The 18,666-nt window shown below is 61.8% G+C and carries 27 protein-coding genes; 25 read left to right on the forward strand and 2 right to left on the reverse strand.

Annotation, left to right across the window (positions count from 1 at the left end; all coding sequences use genetic code 11):
• The 4 genes from AC1DBQ_RS13870 to AC1DBQ_RS13885 all read left to right on the forward strand — a co-directional run.
• On the forward strand, positions 1–239 hold a 239-nt coding region (locus AC1DBQ_RS13870; protein WP_476929060.1), incomplete at its 5' end, for a small ribosomal subunit protein uS7.
• 69 nt (positions 240–308) lie between these two features.
• The gene (gene fusA / locus AC1DBQ_RS13875; RefSeq protein ID WP_476929061.1) at positions 309–2,423 is read left to right on the forward strand and encodes an elongation factor G; all 2,115 of its coding nucleotides are present in this window, start codon (positions 309–311) and stop codon (positions 2,421–2,423) included.
• A 265-nt stretch (positions 2,424–2,688) separates the two neighbouring features.
• Positions 2,689–3,879 (forward strand): elongation factor Tu, encoded by a 1,191-nt coding sequence (tuf, locus tag AC1DBQ_RS13880; protein ID WP_476929062.1) that lies wholly within the window; start codon positions 2,689–2,691, stop codon positions 3,877–3,879.
• A gap of 131 nt (positions 3,880–4,010) precedes the next feature.
• Positions 4,011–4,133, forward strand: coding sequence for a hypothetical protein (locus tag AC1DBQ_RS13885; RefSeq protein ID WP_272914133.1), 123 nt, complete (start codon positions 4,011–4,013; stop codon positions 4,131–4,133).
• A 24-nt stretch (positions 4,134–4,157) separates the two neighbouring features.
• On the opposite strand, the gene AC1DBQ_RS13890 is transcribed toward AC1DBQ_RS13885, so the two are convergent.
• Positions 4,158–5,591 carry a GH1 family beta-glucosidase gene (locus tag AC1DBQ_RS13890; protein WP_476929063.1) on the reverse strand — a complete coding sequence of 478 codons (1,434 nt, stop codon included), beginning with the start codon at positions 5,589–5,591 and terminating at the stop codon, positions 4,158–4,160.
• 398 nt (positions 5,592–5,989) lie between these two features.
• Between AC1DBQ_RS13890 and rpsJ the strand changes: the two genes are divergently transcribed.
• From rpsJ to rpsQ, 11 genes are read left to right on the forward strand one after another with little or no spacing between them, the layout of a single operon-like run.
• A complete protein-coding gene (gene rpsJ, locus AC1DBQ_RS13895; RefSeq protein ID WP_476929064.1) occupies positions 5,990–6,298 on the forward strand; it encodes a 30S ribosomal protein S10 in 309 nt (102 codons plus the stop codon).
• A 17-nt stretch (positions 6,299–6,315) separates the two neighbouring features.
• Positions 6,316–6,966 (forward strand): 50S ribosomal protein L3, encoded by a 651-nt coding sequence (gene rplC / locus AC1DBQ_RS13900; RefSeq protein WP_003803812.1) that lies wholly within the window; start codon positions 6,316–6,318, stop codon positions 6,964–6,966.
• Between the two features lie 4 nt (positions 6,967–6,970).
• Complete coding sequence (gene rplD / locus AC1DBQ_RS13905; RefSeq protein ID WP_090575302.1) at positions 6,971–7,591, forward strand: 50S ribosomal protein L4; 621 nt, start codon at positions 6,971–6,973, stop codon at positions 7,589–7,591.
• Entirely contained in the window at positions 7,588–7,893 is a 306-nt protein-coding gene (rplW, locus tag AC1DBQ_RS13910; RefSeq protein ID WP_476929065.1) for a 50S ribosomal protein L23, read from the forward strand. The genes rplD and rplW overlap by 4 nt, the downstream gene beginning before the upstream one ends.
• Positions 7,894–7,922: 29 nt before the next feature.
• Complete coding sequence (rplB, locus tag AC1DBQ_RS13915; protein WP_476929066.1) at positions 7,923–8,762, forward strand: 50S ribosomal protein L2; 840 nt, start codon at positions 7,923–7,925, stop codon at positions 8,760–8,762.
• A gap of 12 nt (positions 8,763–8,774) precedes the next feature.
• The gene (rpsS, locus tag AC1DBQ_RS13920) at positions 8,775–9,056 is read left to right on the forward strand and encodes a 30S ribosomal protein S19 (protein ID WP_476929067.1); all 282 of its coding nucleotides are present in this window, start codon (positions 8,775–8,777) and stop codon (positions 9,054–9,056) included.
• A 38-nt stretch (positions 9,057–9,094) separates the two neighbouring features.
• Complete coding sequence (gene rplV / locus AC1DBQ_RS13925; RefSeq protein WP_003803798.1) at positions 9,095–9,460, forward strand: 50S ribosomal protein L22; 366 nt, start codon at positions 9,095–9,097, stop codon at positions 9,458–9,460.
• Positions 9,461–10,297, forward strand: a complete 837-nt coding sequence (gene rpsC / locus AC1DBQ_RS13930; RefSeq protein WP_091251983.1) for a 30S ribosomal protein S3 — start codon at positions 9,461–9,463, stop codon at positions 10,295–10,297.
• Entirely contained in the window at positions 10,298–10,714 is a 417-nt protein-coding gene (rplP, locus tag AC1DBQ_RS13935; RefSeq protein WP_476929068.1) for a 50S ribosomal protein L16, read from the forward strand.
• 2 nt (positions 10,715–10,716) lie between these two features.
• Positions 10,717–11,046, forward strand: a complete 330-nt coding sequence (rpmC, locus tag AC1DBQ_RS13940) for a 50S ribosomal protein L29 (protein ID WP_476929069.1) — start codon at positions 10,717–10,719, stop codon at positions 11,044–11,046.
• A complete protein-coding gene (gene rpsQ / locus AC1DBQ_RS13945; RefSeq protein ID WP_090950925.1) occupies positions 11,043–11,351 on the forward strand; it encodes a 30S ribosomal protein S17 in 309 nt (102 codons plus the stop codon). The genes rpmC and rpsQ overlap by 4 nt, the downstream gene beginning before the upstream one ends.
• Before the next feature lie 250 nt (positions 11,352–11,601).
• On the opposite strand, the gene AC1DBQ_RS13950 is transcribed toward rpsQ, so the two are convergent.
• Positions 11,602–12,633 (reverse strand): YncE family protein, encoded by a 1,032-nt coding sequence (locus AC1DBQ_RS13950; protein WP_476929070.1) that lies wholly within the window; start codon positions 12,631–12,633, stop codon positions 11,602–11,604.
• A 398-nt stretch (positions 12,634–13,031) separates the two neighbouring features.
• Here AC1DBQ_RS13950 and rplN point away from each other — a divergent pair, with 398 nt between their 5' ends.
• From rplN to secY, 10 genes are all read left to right on the forward strand, one after another.
• Complete coding sequence (gene rplN, locus AC1DBQ_RS13955; protein WP_476929071.1) at positions 13,032–13,400, forward strand: 50S ribosomal protein L14; 369 nt, start codon at positions 13,032–13,034, stop codon at positions 13,398–13,400.
• Between the two features lie 3 nt (positions 13,401–13,403).
• A complete protein-coding gene (rplX, locus tag AC1DBQ_RS13960; RefSeq protein WP_024366125.1) occupies positions 13,404–13,763 on the forward strand; it encodes a 50S ribosomal protein L24 in 360 nt (119 codons plus the stop codon).
• Positions 13,763–14,344 (forward strand): 50S ribosomal protein L5, encoded by a 582-nt coding sequence (gene rplE / locus AC1DBQ_RS13965; RefSeq protein ID WP_018773672.1) that lies wholly within the window; start codon positions 13,763–13,765, stop codon positions 14,342–14,344. The genes rplX and rplE overlap by 1 nt, the downstream gene beginning before the upstream one ends.
• A 94-nt stretch (positions 14,345–14,438) precedes the next feature.
• Positions 14,439–14,837, forward strand: a complete 399-nt coding sequence (rpsH, locus tag AC1DBQ_RS13970) for a 30S ribosomal protein S8 (RefSeq protein ID WP_476929072.1) — start codon at positions 14,439–14,441, stop codon at positions 14,835–14,837.
• Positions 14,838–14,855: 18 nt separating this feature from the next.
• Positions 14,856–15,392: a 50S ribosomal protein L6 gene (gene rplF, locus AC1DBQ_RS13975; protein WP_116765096.1), complete on the forward strand. Its 537-nt coding sequence runs from the start codon at positions 14,856–14,858 to the stop codon at positions 15,390–15,392.
• Between the two features lie 2 nt (positions 15,393–15,394).
• A complete protein-coding gene (gene rplR / locus AC1DBQ_RS13980) occupies positions 15,395–15,778 on the forward strand; it encodes a 50S ribosomal protein L18 (RefSeq protein WP_476929073.1) in 384 nt (127 codons plus the stop codon).
• Between the two features lie 26 nt (positions 15,779–15,804).
• Entirely contained in the window at positions 15,805–16,485 is a 681-nt protein-coding gene (rpsE, locus tag AC1DBQ_RS13985; RefSeq protein WP_202615727.1) for a 30S ribosomal protein S5, read from the forward strand.
• Between the two features lies 1 nt (position 16,486).
• Positions 16,487–16,693: a 50S ribosomal protein L30 gene (gene rpmD, locus AC1DBQ_RS13990; protein ID WP_056626615.1), complete on the forward strand. Its 207-nt coding sequence runs from the start codon at positions 16,487–16,489 to the stop codon at positions 16,691–16,693.
• A complete protein-coding gene (gene rplO, locus AC1DBQ_RS13995; RefSeq protein ID WP_091251994.1) occupies positions 16,694–17,185 on the forward strand; it encodes a 50S ribosomal protein L15 in 492 nt (163 codons plus the stop codon).
• A 186-nt stretch (positions 17,186–17,371) separates the two neighbouring features.
• Positions 17,372–18,666 (forward strand): preprotein translocase subunit SecY (gene secY, locus AC1DBQ_RS14000; protein ID WP_476929074.1); only part of this gene is annotated, 1,295 nt, incomplete at its 3' end.

The following is an 18,666-nucleotide window of genomic DNA, read 5'->3' on the forward strand; positions in this document are numbered from 1 at the left end:
GCCGTGTTGGTGGCGCCACCTACCAGGTTCCTGTCGAGGTCAAGCCGGGTCGCTCGACGGCCCTCGCCCTCCGCTGGCTGGTCGGCTACTCCAAGGCCCGTCGCGAAAAGACGATKACCGAGCGCCTCCAGAACGAGATCCTGGATGCCTCCAACGGTCTCGGTGCCGCTGTGAAGCGTCGCGAAGACACCCACAAGATGGCCGAGTCCAACAAGGCCTTCGCACACTACCGCTGGTAATACTTCCCGGACGCCGCCGGCTCGACTGAGCCGGCGGCGAACGTGCAGTCCATCCGAAAGGGAGACACCGTGGCACAGGACGTGCTTACCGACCTTAGCAAGGTCCGCAATATCGGCATCATGGCCCACATCGATGCCGGCAAKACCACTACTACCGAGCGCATCCTGTTCTACACAGGTGTGAACCACAAAATCGGCGAAACGCACGACGGCGCTTCGACGACTGACTGGATGGAACAGGAAAAGGAACGCGGCATCACCATCACGTCTGCCGCCGTTACCTGCTTCTGGGAAAACAACCAGATCAACATCATCGACACCCCCGGCCACGTTGACTTCACCGTTGAGGTTGAGCGCTCCCTGCGCGTCCTCGACGGTGCTGTCGCCGTGTTCGACGGCAAGGAAGGCGTGGAGCCGCAGTCTGAKACTGTTTGGCGCCAGGCTGACAAGTACAASGTYCCGCGSATCKKCTTCGTCAACAAGATGGACAAGMTCGGCGCYGACTTMTACTTCACCGTCGACACCATCATCAGCCGCCTMGGTGCCAAGCCGCTCGTCATGCAGCTGCCGATCGGCGCCGAGAACGACTTCATCGGCGTCGTCGACCTCCTTTACATGCGTGCGCTGGTATGGCCCGGCGACGCCAAGGGTGACGTCACCATGGGTGCCAAGTACGAGATCCGCGAGATCCCGGCGGACCTCCAGGCGAAAGCCGACGAGTACCGCGCGCAGCTCATCGAGACTGTTGCCGAGTCCTCCGAGGAACTCATGGAGAAGTACCTCGAAGGCGAAGAGATCAGCATCGACGAGCTCAAGGCCGGCATCCGCAAGATGACGATCAACTCCGAGATCTACCCGGTCTTCTGTGGTTCTGCCTTCAAGAACCGCGGCGTCCAGCCGATGCTCGACGCTGTGGTGGACTACCTGCCGAACCCGCTCGACGTCCCGCCGATGATCGGTCACGATCCCCGCGACGAAGAGAAGGAACTGACCCGCAAGCCTTCCTCCGAAGAGCCGTTCTCCGCGCTGGCCTTCAAGATCGCCGCGCACCCGTTCTTCGGCCAGCTCACCTTCATCCGCGTGTACTCCGGTCACGTGGAAGCAGGCTCCCAGGTGGTCAACTCCACCAAGGGCAAGAAGGAGCGCATCGGCAAGCTGTTCCAGATGCACGCCAACAAGGAAATGCCCGTCGAGGGCGCTACCGCCGGCCACATCTACGCAGCGATCGGCCTGAAGGACACCACCACGGGCGACACCCTGTGCGATCCGGCCAACCAGATTGTCCTCGAGTCCATGAGCTTCCCGGAGCCTGTGATCTCGGTTGCGATCGAGCCGAACACCAAGGGTGACCAGGAGAAGCTCTCCACGGCTATCCAGAAGCTCTCCGCTGAGGACCCGACCTTCCAGGTCTCCCTCAACGAAGACACCGGCCAGACCATCATCGCCGGCATGGGCGAGCTCCACCTGGACATCCTKGTGGACCGCATGCGCCGCGAATTCAAGGTCGAGGCGAACGTTGGCAAGCCGCAGGTTGCTTACCGCGAAACCATCAAGCGTGCTGTAGAGCGTCACGACTACACGCACAAGAAGCAGACCGGTGGTTCCGGCCAGTTCGCAAAGATCCAGATCGCGATCGAGCCGCTGGACACCTCAGGCGGCGAGCTGTACGAGTTCGAGAACAAGGTCACCGGTGGCCGCGTTCCGCRCGAGTACATCCCGTCGGTCGACGCCGGTATCCAGGATGCGCTGAACGACGGCGTCCTGGCCGGTTACCCGGTTGTCGGCATCAAGGCAACGCTGATTGACGGCGCTTACCACGATGTTGACTCTTCGGAAATGGCGTTCAAGATCGCCGGCCGTATGGCTTTCAAGGAAGCCGCACGCAAGGCGAACCCTGTTCTGCTCGAACCGCTGATGGATGTCGAGGTCCGCACCCCTGAGGAATACATGGGTGAAGTTATCGGTGACCTCAACTCCCGCCGTGGCCAGATGCAGTCCATGGAGGATGCCCAGGGCGTCAAGGTAATTCGCGCGCACGTCCCGCTGTCCGGCATGTTCGGCTACATCGGTGACCTGCGCTCGAAGACCCAGGGCCGCGCTGTGTACTCCATGACGTTCAACAGCTACGCCGAGGTCCCGAAGGCAGTTGCCGACGAGATCATCCAGAAGAACCGCGGCGAGTAGTCCCTAGGACGCATCGCAGCAGCAAAAACTCGGATGCGTCTCCGCCAGCGGGGATTCATCTGGTGCAAGTGGCCGGACTCCGGTCAGCTGTAGTCCGGCCAGGCCGGAGTTCGGCCGCCTGCACGAACAGGCTCTAGGCACTAGCATTAGTACCTGAATCTGCAATTTCACCAATCCAAAGCCCCCCAAGTAGACTTACTGGAGTTTCTGCCGCGACAAGCGCGGCCGAAGGGTAAGTCATTTGAAAACGTTCTAGGAGGAACCTGTGGCAAAGGCAAAGTTCGAGCGGACTAAGCCGCACGTTAACATCGGTACCATTGGTCACGTTGACCACGGTAAGACGACGCTGACGGCCGCCATTTCCAAGGTGCTGTACGACAAGTACCCGACTCTCAACGAGAAGCGTGACTTCGCGTCGATTGACTCTGCACCCGAAGAGCGTCAGCGCGGCATTACCATCAACATCTCCCACGTTGAGTACCAGACCGAGAAGCGCCACTACGCACACGTAGACGCTCCGGGTCACGCTGACTACATCAAGAACATGATCACCGGCGCTGCTCAGATGGACGGTGCAATCCTCGTGGTTGCCGCCACTGACGGCCCGATGGCTCAGACCCGCGAGCACGTTMTGCTTGCCCGCCAGGTTGGCGTTCCCTACCTGCTGGTCGCGCTGAACAAGGCAGACATGGTTGATGACGAGGAGCTCCTCGACCTCGTCKAAATGGAAGTTCGTGAGCTGCTCAGCTCGCAGGGCTTCGATGGCGATGAGGCTCCGGTTGTCCGCGTTTCCGGCCTGAAGGCCCTCGAAGGCGACCCGGTTTGGGTCAAGTCCGTTGAGGACCTCATGGCAGCTGTCGACGAGTCCGTTCCGGACCCGATCCGTGACCGTGACAAGCCCTTCCTGATGCCGATCGAAGACGTCTTCACGATCACCGGCCGTGGCACCGTTGTTACGGGCCGCGCCGAGCGTGGAACCCTCGCCATCAACTCCGAGGTMGAGATCGTCGGCATCCGCCCGGTCCAGAAGACCACGGTTACCGGTATCGAGATGTTCCACAAGCAGCTCGACGAAGCATGGGCTGGCGAGAACTGTGGCCTCCTGCTCCGCGGTCTGAAGCGCGACGATGTCGAGCGTGGCCAGGTTGTCGTCAAGCCGGGTTCCATCACCCCGCACACCGACTTCGAGGCTAACGTCTACATCCTCTCCAAGGACGAAGGCGGACGTCACAACCCGTTCTACTCCAACTACCGCCCGCAGTTCTACTTCCGCACCACGGACGTAACCGGCGTTATCACCCTGCCGGAAGGCACGGAAATGGTTATGCCCGGCGACAACACTGAGATGACCGTTGCRCTCATCCAGCCGATCGCTATGGAAGAGGGCCTCGGCTTCGCTATCCGCGAAGGCGGCCGCACCGTTGGTTCGGGACGCGTCACCAAGATCCTCAAGTAGTACTTGCTGATCACGGTTGACCTGGCCGGCTGACGGCCACGGAAAACTAGGGAACAGCCCCGCTGCATCTGCAGCGGGGCTGTTCTTTTTAAGTTCCTGCTACCTTTGCAGGTAGGGGAAAGGAGCTCACCATGGGCTGGTTCATTTTTCTGCTGCTCGTCGTCGGGGCAGCGGTGGCTTACTTCTGGGTGAAGAAGCACTTCCGCCAGGAGATCGAGCGTGCCAAGCGCATCAACCGGGCAAACCGCGAGTAGTAGTCTCCGGCCGCGCCGGTCTGTTTAGATGCTTCTTGGCCCCCGGGCCCGCGCKAGGGCCTGGTACCAGTAGTAGGACTCCTTTGGCGTGCGCTGTTGGGTGTCGAAGTCCACGTGAACCAGGCCGAAGCGCTGGGAGTAGCCGGCCGCCCACTCGAAGTTGTCCATGAGGGTCCAGACGTAGTAGCCAAGCAGTTCGACGTCGTGGGCTATGCCCCCGGCGGAGGTGGCCTCCACCGCCTCGTGAAGGTGCGCGGCGAGGTAGCTGATCCGCCCGGCGTCGGGGATAGGTCCCGTGACGTGGTCCGGTTCGGGAAAGCTCGCCCCGCTCTCGGTGATGAACAGCGGTGGCAGTGACGCGCCGTACCGGTCCTTCAGCTCCCGGAGCAGGACACCCAAGTGCTCCGGAGCGACCGGCCAGCCGAATCCTGTGTGCTCGTACTCCGGGAACGCGGCGAGGTGGAAGGGCACCTTCAACATCGCCTCCGCGTCTCCGGTGGGGCTGTCGACGCCGCGGCCCGTGGCCACCCGCACGGGGTAGTAGTAGTTCAGGCCGTAGAAATCCAGCGGCTGGTGGATGGTGGCCAGATCCGCGTCGGGGATGCTCCGCAGCGAACGGAACCACGGCCGGGCGATCAGCGGCGGCCCGGGAAAGCGGCCCAGCAGGATCGGGTCGGCGTAGAGCCGGTTCAGCAGGAGATCGAACACCCTGGCGAGCAGCCGGTCCGAGACGGAACCGGAAGCCGGCCGGACCGGTGAGTGCAGGTTCGAGACGCCGACGGCGCCGGTGACGGCTTCCGCGCGCAGCGCCTGCACCGCCAGGCCGTGGCCCAGGAGCTGATGGTGCACAGACGGCAGGGCATCGAAGAGCAGACCGTGGCCGGGTGCATGGGTGCCCAGGGCGTACCCGTTCAGAGTGACCGAGGCGGGCTCGTTGAGCGTGACCCACTGCGCCACACGATCGCCGAACCGCTTGCCGGCAGCCGCGCTGTACTCGGCAAACCGTTCCGCCGTCGTGCGGTTCATCCAGCCGCCCCGGTGCTCGAGGGGGAGCGGCGTATCCCAGTGGTACAGCGTGGCCATGGGAGAGATGCCGGCGGCGAGCAGCTGGTCGATGAGTCGGTCATAGAAGTCCAGGCYGGCCGCATTGAAGGGCCCTGTCCCCTCGGGCTGGACCCGCGGCCAGGAAATCGAGAAGCGGTAGGAGTCGATTCCGAGCTCGCGCATGAGCCCGATGTCTTCGGCGGCGCGGTTATAGTGATCGCATGCGATGGCGGGGGAGTGCCCGTGCAGGATGTTCCCCGGCTTCTCGGCAAACGCGTCCCAGCCGGAGGGCMCGCGGCCGCCGGCGTCGAGGCCGCCCTCGATCTGGAAGGCAGCGGAGGYGACTCCCAGGGTGAACCCGGGCCTCAGGCGTGCGGCGAGGGCCTGAACTGCCACAGAATCCTGCACAGTCATGCCCCTATCATCTATTCGATGGCGGAGGAGGACAATGTCCGAACGGCCCCTTCATGGGGACTGATTCGCTTCTGCCCGCAAATTCCGGCATACTAGATGAGTTGTTCAAGCGCTCTTTCGCGTCCCGATCCGGATAATGCCGGGTGTCAGGGTCCAAGTAAGAGACCAAACATAACCCACTCCCCATGGAATTGCGGACTCGTATGTGTGAAAACGTGCGACACRCCCGACCGCGGGGGTCGGTTACGTCGGCAGGTTGAGGAACCCGGATCCTTCCGGATTCAGCTTGTGCGGCGGGTGGTAGTCACGACTTCAAATGCTTCGGCAGCCACACAACACGTAAGTGAACAGGGCAGCCCCAATCAGGGGAAGCACAGACTGAAAGAGAGTCAGGCGACATGRCGGGACAAAAAATCCGCATCCGGCTGAAGTCATACGACCACGAGGTCATTGACGTTTCAGCACGGAAGATCGTTGAGACGGTCACGCGCGCAGGCGMAACGGTAGTCGGCCCCGTGCCGCTGCCGACGGAGAAGAACGTGTACTGCGTTATCCGCTCTCCGCACAAGTACAAGGACAGCCGCGAGCACTTCGAAATGCGCACGCACAAGCGTCTGATCGACATCATCGACCCCACGCCCAAGGCTGTTGACTCGCTCATGCGTCTCGACCTGCCGGCCGACGTGAACATCGAAATCAAGCTGTAGGGAGGTGCTGAGAGACTATGACCGCAACCCGTAACGTAAAGGGCCTGCTGGGCACGAAGCTCGGCATGACCCAGGTCTGGGACGAGAACAACAAGCTCATCCCCGTCACTGTGGTCCAGGCTGACTCGAACGTCATCACGCAGCTGCGCAACGCAGAAACTGATGGCTATGTCGCCGTTCAGATCGGCTACGGCCAGATCGATCCCCGCAAGGTCACCAAGCCGCTGGCTGGTCACTTTGAAAAGGCAGGCGTCACGCCTCGCCGCCACGTCGTAGAACTGCGCACTGCAGATGCTGACTCTTACGAGCTGGGCCAGGAGCTCTCCGTAGAGCTCTTCGAAGCCGGCCAGAAGATCGACGTCGTTGGCACCACCAAGGGTAAGGGCTTCGCCGGTGTTATGAAGCGTCACGGCTTCCACGGCGTTGGAGCTTCCCACGGTGCCCACAAGAACCACCGTAAGCCCGGTTCAATCGGTGGCGCATCCACCCCGAGCCGCGTCTTCAAGGGCATGAAAATGGCCGGCCGCATGGGCGCCGTTCGTCACACCACGCTGAACCTCACGGTCCACGCGGTTGACGTCGAGAAGTCGCTGCTCCTGATCAAGGGCGCCGTTCCCGGTGCCCGCGGCCAGGTCGTACTCGTACGCACCGCCGTGAAGGGAGCCTAGTTCAATGACTAGCACTGTCAAGGTTGACCTGCCTGCAGAGATCTTCGACGTACAGACCAACGTGCCGCTGCTGCACCAGGTCGTCGTTGCCCAGCTCGCTGCTGCTCGCCAGGGTACCCACAAGACCAAGACCCGCGCCGAAGTTTCCGGTGCAGGTCGCAAGCCGTTCAAGCAGAAGGGCACCGGCCGCGCCCGTCAGGGTTCCATCCGTGCTCCTCACATGACCGGTGGTGGCGTTGTCCACGGCCCCACGCCGCGTGACTACAGCCAGCGCACCCCCAAGAAGATGATTGCTGCTGCACTGCGCGGCGCACTCTCGGACCGTGCCCGCAACGGCCGCGTCCACGTCATCGCTGACCTGGTTGCCGGCTCCAAGCCGTCCTCCAAGGAAGCACTGGCAACCCTGCGCGGAGTTTCCGAGCGCAAGAACCTGCTCGTTGTCATTGAGCGCGCCAACGATGTTGCTGCACTGTCCGTGCGCAACCTCGAGGAAGTTCACGTTCTGTACGCAGACCAGCTGAACACCTACGACGTTCTCGTTTCCGACGACGTAGTCTTCACCAAGGCTGCCTACGAAGCATTTGTTGCTGACAAGGTCGCAAAGAACGAGGAGGATGCCAAGTGAGTGCAGCCACCATCAAAGACCCGCGCGACGTCGTGCTTGCACCCGTCGTCTCGGAAAAGAGCTACGGCCTGATCGACGAGGGCAAGTACACCTTCCTGGTGGACCCCCGCTCGAACAAGACCGAGATCAAGCTGGCCGTGGAGAAGATTTTCTCCGTCAAGGTCGAATCGATCAACACCATCAACCGTGYCGGTAAGCGCAAGCGCACCAAATTCGGCTGGGGTACCCGCAAGAACACCAAGCGTGCCATTGTGAGCCTCAAAGAAGGCACTATCGACATATTCGGCGGTCCGCTTTCATAGCGGAGACCACTTTAACGAGGAAATAAATTATGGGAATCCGTAAATATAAGCCGACTACCCCGGGCCGTCGTGGCTCGAGCGTAGCGGACTTCACTGAAATCACGCGGTCGACGCCGGAAAAGTCGTTGGTACGTCCCCTCCCGAAAAAGGGTGGCCGTAACAACACCGGTAAGATCACGACCCGTCACAAGGGTGGTGGACACAAGCGCCAGTACCGTCTGATCGACTTCCGTCGCCACGACAAGGACGGCGTCAACGCCCGCGTTGCCGAAATCGAGTACGACCCGAACCGCACGGCTCGCATCGCACTCCTGCACTACGTTGATGGCACCAAGCGTTACATCATCGCCCCGAACAAGCTGTCCCAGGGCGACTTCGTAGAGGCCGGCGCCGACGCTGACATCAAGCCGGGCAACAACCTGCCGCTGCGCAACATCCCCGTCGGTACCGTTATCCACGCAGTCGAACTGCGTCCGGGTGGCGGCGCCAAGATGGCCCGTTCCGCTGGCGCTTCTGTTCAGCTCGTCGCCAAGGAAGGCCGCTTCGCCCAGCTGCGTCTGCCTTCCGGCGAAATCCGCAACGTTGACGTGCGCTGCCGCGCAACCGTCGGCGAGGTCGGCAACGCTGAGCAGTCGAACATCAACTGGGGCAAGGCCGGCCGTATGCGGTGGAAGGGCGTTCGCCCGACCGTCCGTGGTGTCGCCATGAACCCGGTTGACCACCCGCACGGTGGTGGTGAAGGTAAGACCTCCGGTGGTMGTCACCCGGTCAACCCCAACGGTAAGCCTGAGGGCCGCACCCGCCGCCCCAACAAAGAGAGCGACAAGCTTATTGTTCGTCGCCGTCGTACTGGCAAGAACAAGCGATAGGAGCCTGGACACATGCCACGCAGCCTGAAAAAAGGTCCTTTCGTTGACCAGCACCTCTTTGTGAAGGTAGCCAGGGAAAACGAAAAKGGCACCAAGAACGTCATCAAGACCTGGTCCCGCCGTTCGATGATCGTCCCCGACATGCTCGGCCACACGATCGCCGTGCACGACGGACGCAAGCACATCCCCGTGTTTGTCACTGAGTCGATGGTCGGGCACAAGCTCGGCGAATTCGCTCCCACGCGGACATTCCGCGGCCATGTCAAGGACGACCGTAAGGGCAAGCGCCGCTAGGCGCCTGCACTTACGTCAAAGACGAGAGAAGGAAAGCAATGGAAGCCAAGGCAATTGCGCGTCACATCCGYGTAACGCCTATGAAGGCCCGGCGCGTCGTCAACCTTGTTCGTGGTAAGCAAGCKAATGAGGCTCTGGCAATTCTGAAGTTTGCCCCCCAGGCAGCTTCGGAGCCGGTATTCAAGGTAGTTCAGTCGGCAATCTCCAACGCCCGGGTCCTCGCGGACCGCGACGGCGTGGCGTTTGACGAAGGTGACCTCATCATCAGCGAAGCGTTTGTTGATGAAGGCCCGACCATGAAGCGGTTCCAGCCGCGAGCTCAGGGTCGTGCATTTCAGATCAAGAAGCGCACGAGCCACATCACCGTGGTAGTYGCTACCCCGGAGAAAGAGGAGGCTCGCTAAGTGGGACAGAAAGTTAACCCGCACGGGTTCCGACTCGGCATCACCACCGATCACGTATCGCACTGGTTTGCTGACAGCACCAAGGCTGGCCAGCGGTACAAGGACTTCGTTCGCGAAGACATCCGCATCCGCCAGCTCATGTCCACGGGCATGGAGCGCGCCGGCATCGCCAAGGTCGAAATCGAGCGCACCCGCGACCGTGTCCGCGTGGACATCCACACGGCACGTCCGGGCATCGTCATCGGCCGCCGCGGCGCTGAAGCAGACCGCATCCGCGGCGAGCTTGAAAAGCTCACCGGCAAGCAGGTTCAGCTGAACATCCTCGAGGTCAAGAACCCCGAGATGGAAGCCCAGCTTGTTGCCCAGGGCGTTGCTGAGCAGCTGACTTCCCGCGTGGCGTTCCGCCGCGCGATGAAGAAGGCCATGCAGTCCGCACAGCGTGCCGGTGCCAAGGGTATCCGTATCGCTTGCTCCGGTCGTCTGGGCGGCGCTGAAATGTCCCGCTCGGAGTTCTACCGCGAAGGCCGTGTGCCCCTGCACACCCTGCGTGCGAACATCGACTACGGCTTCTACGAGGCCAAGACCACCTTCGGCCGCATTGGCGTGAAGGTCTGGATCTACAAGGGCGACGTCACCGCCAAGGAACTGGCTCAGCAGGCAGCTGCTGCTCCGTCCCGCGGCCGTGGTGCCAGCGACCGCCCGGGCCGCCCGGGTGGCGCTGACCGTGGTGACCGCCGTCGTCGTAACGACCGCCCGGCAGCTGAGGCAGCACCCGCTGCCGCCGAAGCTCCGGCAGTTGAGGCAGCTGCACCGGCAGTAGAAGGAGGACAGGCTTAAATGCTTATCCCACGTCGAGTAAAGCACCGTAAGCAGCACCACCCGGGTCGTTCCGGCGCTGCTACGGGCGGCACCCAGGTCTCCTTCGGTGAGTGGGGCATCCAGGCTCTGAGCCCTGCCTACGTCACGAACCGTCAGATCGAGTCTGCCCGTATCGCGATGACCCGCCACATCAAGCGTGGCGGAAAGGTCTGGATCAACATTTACCCGGACCGTCCGCTGACGAAGAAGCCTGCCGAAACCCGCATGKGTTCCGGTAAGGGTTCTCCGGAATGGTGGGTCTCAAACGTCAAGCCGGGCCGGGTTCTCTTCGAACTCTCCGGTGTCAGTGAAGAGGTAGCTCGCGAGGCCCTGCGCCTGGCAATCCACAAGCTGCCGTTGAAGGCACGCATTGTGCGTCGCGAAGGTGGTGAGTAGAAATGGCAGTAGKATCCAAGGAACTTGCATCCGCACAGCTGGACGGTTTCGACAACGAGCGTCTCGTTGAAGAACTCCGCAAGGCCAAGGAAGAGCTGTTCAACCTGCGTTTCCAGTCCGCCACCGGTCAGCTGGAGAACCACGGTCGTCTGCGCGCGGTAAAGAAGGACATCGCCCGCATCTACACCGTTCTCCGCGAACGCGAGCTGGGCATTCGTGCCGAGGTTGCCGCACCGGTTGTGGAAGCCAAGGAAGAGAAGAAGTCCAAGAAGGCTGCAACCAAGAAGGCCGAGAAGGCTGAAACGGTTGAAACCGAGGAGGATGCCAAGTGAGTGAAAAGGACGAGAACGTGACGGAAACTGTTTCCGGCGCAGCCCAGGCTGACGAGCGCGGTTACCGTAAGACGAAGCGCGGCTACGTCGTCTCGGACAAGATGGAAAAGACCATCGTTGTCCAGGTCGAAGACCGCGTGAAGCACGCCCTCTACGGCAAGGTCATCCGCCGCAACGCCAAGATCAAGGCTCACGACGAAGAGAACAGCGCCGGCATCGGCGACCTCGTGCTCCTCGCCGAGACCCGCCCGCTGTCCGCTACCAAGCGGTGGCGCCTGGTCGAGATCCTCGAAAAGGCCAAGTAACACCTGCAGCTTTGCTGCCTGTGCTACAGCTGAAGCCCTCGTTCCCCTTTGGGGAGCGGGGGCTTCCGCGTTGTCGGGGAAATCTTGGGGGCCGCGGCTCGCGGTGTCACGGGCAGCAAGCTTTCACGACGCGTACGACGGCGGCGGGCCGGGATTCCGGGGGAGCGCGGKTGCCGGCGGGCCAAGAGGTTGTCCTGCGTGACGCCGTYGTTGGACGCAGGGGCGCCCCGGTCCGGTCCGGCGCCGGAGTTCACGGTTTGGCGTCCATGATGCGCAGCACCGGGTGGCCGTCGACGTCCTGGAGGGGGAAGTAGACCCGGTGCGTGGCCTGGTCGACGGCGACCGTGTGGGCGTTGTCGGCCAGCTTGCCGGACGCCTTGGGCGTCAGGGCACGGTTCTGCTCGTCAAAAACACTGACGACACCCGACTCCGACGCGACGTAKAGGCGGTGCAGTCCCTGATCGAAGGCCAGCACGTCCGGAGACTCGCCGGTGTCGAAACGGGCAKTGACTTTTCTGGTGTGCAGATCCAGCACCAGAAGCTTCGCGCTGCCCTCGCAGGCGATGAATGCAAGCTTGTTGGCGCCGTCGACATAGAGGCCGTGGTTGCTGGCGCAGTCMGGGACCGGAATTCTGTCGGTGACCGTGTCCGTGGCCGGGTCGATGATGACCAGCTCGTTGCGGTCCTGGACATTGACCAGGATCGTCCCGCTGGCCGTGTCGTAGACGCTGTTACCGGCCTCCCCGCCGATCTCGATCGCGGCCTTCGCGGTGTTCGTGGCGAGGTCGATCACCGTTTCGGCGTGGTCGTGTTCGTTGGAGACGTAAGCCTTGCCGTGGACCGGGTCGTAGGCGATCCCGTCCGGGGTCGTGCCTGCCGGGACCCGGGCGGTCACCCTAAGGGTGTTGGTGTCGATAAGCGCCACCTCGTTCGTTCCCGAAACCGCGGCCAGGAGAAGGTGCCGGTCGGGCGCGAGCGTGACTCCGTGAACCGAGGGTGTTCCGGGCACCGTTCCGGCCACCGTGYCCCTGGCGAGATCGACCGCGTGGACGGTGCCGTCGCCGAGGTGGGCGATATAGAGCCGCTTCGCATCTGCGTCGATGGCCTGGTAGTCAAGCCTGCTCGCCGCCCCGGGCAGGGCTATGTCCTGGACCTGGGTCAGCGGCAGCGACGATGCCGGGGCCGGCCCGGAGCAGGCTGCTACGGCGCCCGGCAACAAAATCAGGATCCCTGCCGAGATGAACCGGGTCATTGACGGCTTGCGCGATGGTTTCAGTCCCATGGCTGGCTCCGTTCGGTCACGGGAAGATGAGTTTGGTGACGAGGGGACCAGAGGACCTGCCGCCCGAGGCGCGTTGCCGCGCCMTGACCAGCGCTGTCGTGTGCAGGTGGCGTAGCTGTGATATGGGGATGCGCCGAAAACGTGCTAAGATTTTGAGTTTGTATGGCGCCTTTTGCGCGCCGTCATCAACCTCGTAAACAATCGTGCCACGGCATAGTGCCCCCTTGCGCCCCGATCCGTCGGAACCGCCTGGGAAGCAAATGTTTTTGGCACGGGCGTTTAGGCCTGGTCTGGCAAAATCCAGGCAGGTCAAGAGACACCCCGATCAACCGTTCCGCAAGGCTCATTCCGTAGGAAGATTTTCGGTCTGAGAACCAGCGCGACGCAAGGAGTAAATAGTGATTCAGCAGGAGTCGCGACTCAAGGTCGCCGACAACACGGGTGCTAAGGAAATCCTTACCATTCGCGTTCTCGGTGGATCTGGCCGTCGCTACGCAGGCATTGGCGACGTAATTGTCGCTACCGTCAAGGACGCAATTCCGGGCGGCAACGTTAAGAAGGGCGACGTCGTCAAGGCTGTCATCGTCCGTACAAAGAAGGAACGCCGCCGTGCGGATGGTTCCTACATCAAGTTTKACGAGAACGCAGCCGTCATCCTGAAGAACGACGGTGACCCCCGCGGTACCCGTATCTTCGGACCGGTTGGTCGTGAACTTCGCGACAAGAAGTTCATGAAGATCGTTTCTCTGGCTCCGGAGGTGCTCTAGTCCATGGCTAAGATCAAAAAGGGTGACCTCGTTCAGGTCATCACTGGCGCCAAGGCTGAGCGCGGCGGMGACAAGGGCAAGCAGGGCAAGGTTCTGCGCGTATTCCCCGAGACCAACCGCGTGCTGGTCGAAGGCATTAACCGCGTAACCAAGCACACCAAAGTCGGTCAGTCGCAGCGCGGCACCAAGACCGGTGGCATCGAGGTMGTCGAGGCTTCGATCCACATCTCCAACGTGGCTCTKGTTGACCCGTCCACCAAGAAGCCCACCCGCGTCGGTTTCCGCACCGAGACCGTTGAGCGCGATGGCGTGAAGCGTGAAGTGCGCGTCCGCGTGGCCAAGAGCTCAGGGAAGGACATCTAATGACTGAGACTCTCGAGACTCCGGCAAGCAAGATCGTTCCTCGTCTGAAGACCAAGTACGCCGATTCCATCAAGAACACGCTGACTGAGGAATTCAAGTACCAGAACGTCAACCAGGTTCCCCGCCTGGTCAAGGTCGTTGTGAACATGGGTGTTGGAGATGCCGCCAAGGACTCCAAGCTGATCGACGGCGCTGTCCGCGATCTCACCCTGATCACCGGCCAGAAGCCGCAGGTAACCAAGGCACGCAAGTCGATCGCACAGTTCAAGCTGCGCGAAGGCATGCCGATCGGTGCGCACGCGACTCTGCGTGGCGACCGTATGTGGGAATTCCTGGACCGTCTGGTCACGCTGGCACTGCCGCGTATCCGCGACTTCCGTGGCCTCAGTGGCAAGCAGTTCGACGGCAACGGCAACTACACCTTCGGTCTGACCGAGCAGGTTATGTTCCACGAAATCGACCAGGATTCCATCGACCGCGTACGCGGCATGGACATCACTGTCGTGACCACTGCCAAGACTGACGACGAAGGCCGCGCGCTGCTCAAGGCGCTTGGCTTCCCGTTCAAGACCGAAGACTAATCTAGCTACGTAAAAGGTCCGGCCGCGCTGTTTCCGGTTTATTTTCGGAAAAGCAKCGTGGCGGAAACCGTTATGAGGAAGGGCAAGAGCCCACATGACAATGACAGATCCCGTCGCAGACATGCTTACGCGTCTGCGCAACGCTAACTMGGCATACCACGATTCCGTGTCCATGCCGTACAGCAAGCTCAAGGCACGCGTTGCCGACATCCTGAAGKCTGAAGGTTACATCGCCTCCTGGAAAGAAGAAGACGCTGAGGTTGGCAAGAAGCTGACCCTCGAGCTCAAGTTCGGTCMGAACCGCGAGCGTTCAATCGCTGGCGTTCGTCGTATTTCCAAGCCGGGACTGCGCGTTTACGCAAAGTCCACCAACCTGCCGCACGTGCTCGGTGGCCTGGGTGTCGCAATCCTGTCCACCTCTTCCGGCCTCTTGACTGACAAGCAGGCCGGCAAGAAGGGCGTGGGCGGCGAAGTCCTCGCTTACGTCTGGTAACGGGAAAGGAAGAGAATAATGTCACGTATTGGACGTCTCCCCATCACCGTTCCTGCCGGCGTTGAGGTCAAGGTTGACGGCTCTGTCGTCAGCGTCAAGGGTTCCAAAGGCGAGCTGAGCCACACTGTGCCCAGCCCGATTGAGGTTTCCCTGGAAGATGGCACCCTGACTGTCGCCCGCCCGAACGACGAGCGTGCCTCACGTTCGCTGCACGGCCTGACCCGCACCCTGATCGCCAACATGATCCAGGGTGTCACTGCAGGCTACGAGAAGAAGCTTGAGATTGTCGGTACCGGTTACCGCGTCCAGGCCAAGGGTTCTGACCTGGAGTTCGCTCTGGGCTTCAGCCACCCCGTCAACGTCTCGGCACCGAACGGCATCACCTTTGCAGTTGAGACCCCGACCAAGCTCTCTGTTTCAGGTATCTCCAAGCAGCAGGTCGGCGAGGTTGCTGCCAACATTCGMAAGCTGCGGAAGCCGGACCCCTACAAGGGCAAGGGCATCCGTTACGCAGGCGAAGTCATCCGCCGCAAGGTCGGAAAGGCTGGTAAGTAACCATGGCGATCGCAATTAACAAGAAGCGTACGAACAAGAGCAAGTCTGCCCAGCGCAGCCGCCGCCAGCTTCGTATCCGCAAGCGCATCTCCGGTACGGCTGTACGCCCGCGTCTGGTCGTCAACCGTTCCGCACGTCACGTATTCGTCCAGGTTGTCGATGACACCAAGGGCCTGACCGTGGCAAGCGCCTCCACGTTGGAAGCCKACCTTCGTGCATTCGACGGTGACAAGACCGCCAAGGCCAAGCGCGTTGGCGAACTCGTCGCCKAGCGTGCCAAGGCTGCCGGTATCGAAGCAGTTGTCTTCGACCGCGGTGGTAACAAGTACCACGGCCGCATCGCCGCCGTCGCTGACGGCGCACGTGAAGGTGGGCTGTCACTGTGACCGAAAATAACGAAAAGGACATTCAGGTGACTGAAGCTGTAGCTGCTCCGGCAACTGAGACCGCTGCGCCTGCGACCGCCGATGACCGCCGTGGTGGCGCTCGTCGTGGCGAGCGTGGCGACCGCGGCCAGGGCCGTGGCGACCGTGGCGGCCGTGGTGGCCGTGACGGCGGCCGCGAGGCCGAGAAGAGCCAGTTCGTAGAGCGCGTCGTAACCATCAACCGCGTTTCCAAGGTCGTCAAGGGTGGTCGTCGCTTCAGCTTCACCGCCCTCGTCGTCGTCGGTGACGGCAACGGCATGGTCGGCGTCGGCTACGGCAAGGCCAAGGAAGTTCCCGCCGCCATCGCGAAGGGCGTTGAAGAGGCCAAGAAGTCCTTCTTCCGCGTTCCCCGCATCGGCAGCACCATCCCGCACCGCGTACAGGGCGAAGCCGCTGCAGGCGTCGTAATGCTGCGTCCGGCTTCCGCCGGTACCGGTGTTATCGCCGGCGGTCCGGTCCGTGCAGTACTGGAGTGCGTGGGAATCCACGACATCCTCTCCAAGTCGCTCGGATCTTCCAACGCCATCAACATCGTGCATGCGACTGTTGACGCGCTGAAGCGCCTTGAAGAGCCGGCAGCAGTGGCAGCACGCCGCGGCCTCCCGCTCGACGAGATCGCTCCGCCGGCAATGGTGAAGGCGCTTTTGAACCAGAAGGCAGGTGTCTGAGTTGGCTAAGAACCTGATTCCCTCCGACGCTCAGTTGGAGATCACTCAGATCAAGTCCGCCATTGGCGGCAAGCAGAACCAGCGCGACACCCTTCGGTCCCTCGGCCTGAAGCGGATCGGACACACCGTTGTCCGCACCGCCGACGCCGTGACCGTCGGAATGCTCAACACGGTTCCGCACCTGGTAAAGGTAGAGGAGGCGAAGTAAATGGCAGAGAAGAACACCGCCGAAAAGGCACAGGGCGCCGCTGAAAAGCAGAACGCACTGAAGGTTCACCACCTGCGTCCCGCCCCGGGTGCCAAGACCGCCAAGACCCGTGTTGGTCGTGGTGAAGGTTCCAAGGGTAAGACCGCCGGTCGCGGTACCAAGGGTACGAAGGCCCGCTACCAGATCAAGGCTGGCTTTGCCGGCGGCCAGCTGCCGCTGCACATGCGCCTGCCGAAGCTGCGCGGCTTCAAGAACCCGTTCCGGGTTGAGTACCAGGTTGTAAACCTGGACAAGCTCAACGAGCTGTTCCCGGAAGGTGGCGCAGTCACCGTGGAGAACCTGGTCGAAAAGGGTGCCGTTCGCAAGAACCAGCCCGTCAAGGTGCTGGGCACCGGCGACATCACCGTCAAGGTTGACGTCACCGCCCACGCATTCTCGGCCAGTGCCGCTGAAAAAATTGCCGCAGCAGGCGGAAGCACCACCGCCCTCTAACGAGGCGGCGGGGCAGTTGCCCRTTGTTGAAACTCCCGGTACCAGGGGCTCAGGCCCCCGGTGCCGGGAGTTTTTTCATTTTCCGGGCCCCGCCGATTGTTCGCCGGACGCATCCACCCGTTAGACTCGGTTGTTGGGTTTATTTGACCTGTCTCACACGACTTTACTTATTACTCAGGAGGACGCTTGCTTAGCGCATTTGGCCGGGCCTTTCGCACGCCTGAWCTGCGACGCAAGTTGTTGTTCACGCTGGGAATCATCACAATCTTCCGCTTGGGTGCATTCATCCCCTCGCCTGGTGTGAGCTACCAGAATGTCCAGCAATGCTTGCAGAACGGTCAGACCTCGGGCGGGATCTACCAGCTCGTCAACCTGTTCAGCGGCGGTGCATTGCTGCAGGTGTCCATCTTTGCCCTCGGCATCATGCCCTACATCACGGCGAGCATCATCGTCCAGCTGCTCCGGGTGGTCATTCCCCGCTTCCAGCAGCTGTACGAGGAGGGTGCATCCGGCCAGTCCAAGCTGACCCAGTACACCCGCTATCTCACCATCGCCCTCGGCCTGCTCAACGCCACGACGCTGGTGTCGCTGGCCCGTTCCGGACAGCTGCTGCCGAACTGCCAGCTGCCCATCATCCCGGACGACAGCATTGTCACGACAGTCCTCATCATCATCACGCTGACGGCCGGTACCGGCCTCATCATGTGGATGGGTGAGCTCGTGACGGAGAAGGGTGTCGGCAACGGAATGTCGCTGCTGATCTTCACCTCTATCGCAGCCGGCTTCCCGGGCTCGCTCGGTGCGATCTGGAAGGCCCAGGGCCCCGGCACCTTCTTCCTGGTCCTGATCATCGGCCTGCTCACCGTGGCCCTGGTGGTCTTCGTGGAGCAGTCCCAGCGCCGGATCCCGGTGCAGTACGCCAAGCGCATGATCGGACGCCGCACCGTCGGCGGAACCAGCACCTACATCCCCATCAAGGTGAACATGGCCGGCGTCGTGCCCGTCATCTTCGCCTCGTCCATGCTGTACCTGCCGGGGCTGATCGCACAGTTCAACCAGCCCAAGGCCGGCGAGCAGATGCAGCCCTGGGTTGAGTGGATCAACAACAACCTGACCAAGGGTGACCACCCGATCTATATGTTGCTGTATTTCGCCATGATTGTGTTTTTCACCTACTTCTATGTTGCGATTACATTCAACCCCGAAGAGGTCTCGGACAACATGAAGAAGTACGGTGGCTTCATTCCGGGCATCCGCGCCGGCAAGCCGACCGCGGATTATCTTCAGTACGTCCTATCCCGGATCACCCTGCCCGGAGCCTTCTACCTTGGCTTCGTGGCACTGATCCCGCTGGTTGCACTGGTTCTGATCAACGCGAACCAGAACTTCCCGTTCGGCGGCACCTCGATCCTGATCATGGTGGGCGACGGTCTGGAGACCGTAAAGCAGATTGATGCGCAACTACAGCAACGTCACTACGA

The sequence above is a fragment of the Arthrobacter sp. 10T413_2 genome (genome assembly GCF_056394205.1).

Excerpts from the sequence above, each read along its gene's own strand:
- AC1DBQ_RS13885 (WP_272914133.1), top strand. The coding sequence starts at position 4,011 with ATGGGCTGGTTCATTTTTCTGCTGCTCGTCGTCGGGGCAGCGGTGGCT.
- rplO (WP_091251994.1), top strand. The coding sequence starts at position 16,694 with ATGGCAGAGAAGAACACCGCCGAAAAGGCACAGGGCGCCGCTGAAAAG.
- rplE (WP_018773672.1), top strand. The coding sequence starts at position 13,763 with ATGACTGAGACTCTCGAGACTCCGGCAAGCAAGATCGTTCCTCGTCTG.
- rplC (WP_003803812.1), top strand. The coding sequence starts at position 6,316 with ATGACCGCAACCCGTAACGTAAAGGGCCTGCTGGGCACGAAGCTCGGC.
- rplD (WP_090575302.1), top strand. The coding sequence starts at position 6,971 with ATGACTAGCACTGTCAAGGTTGACCTGCCTGCAGAGATCTTCGACGTA.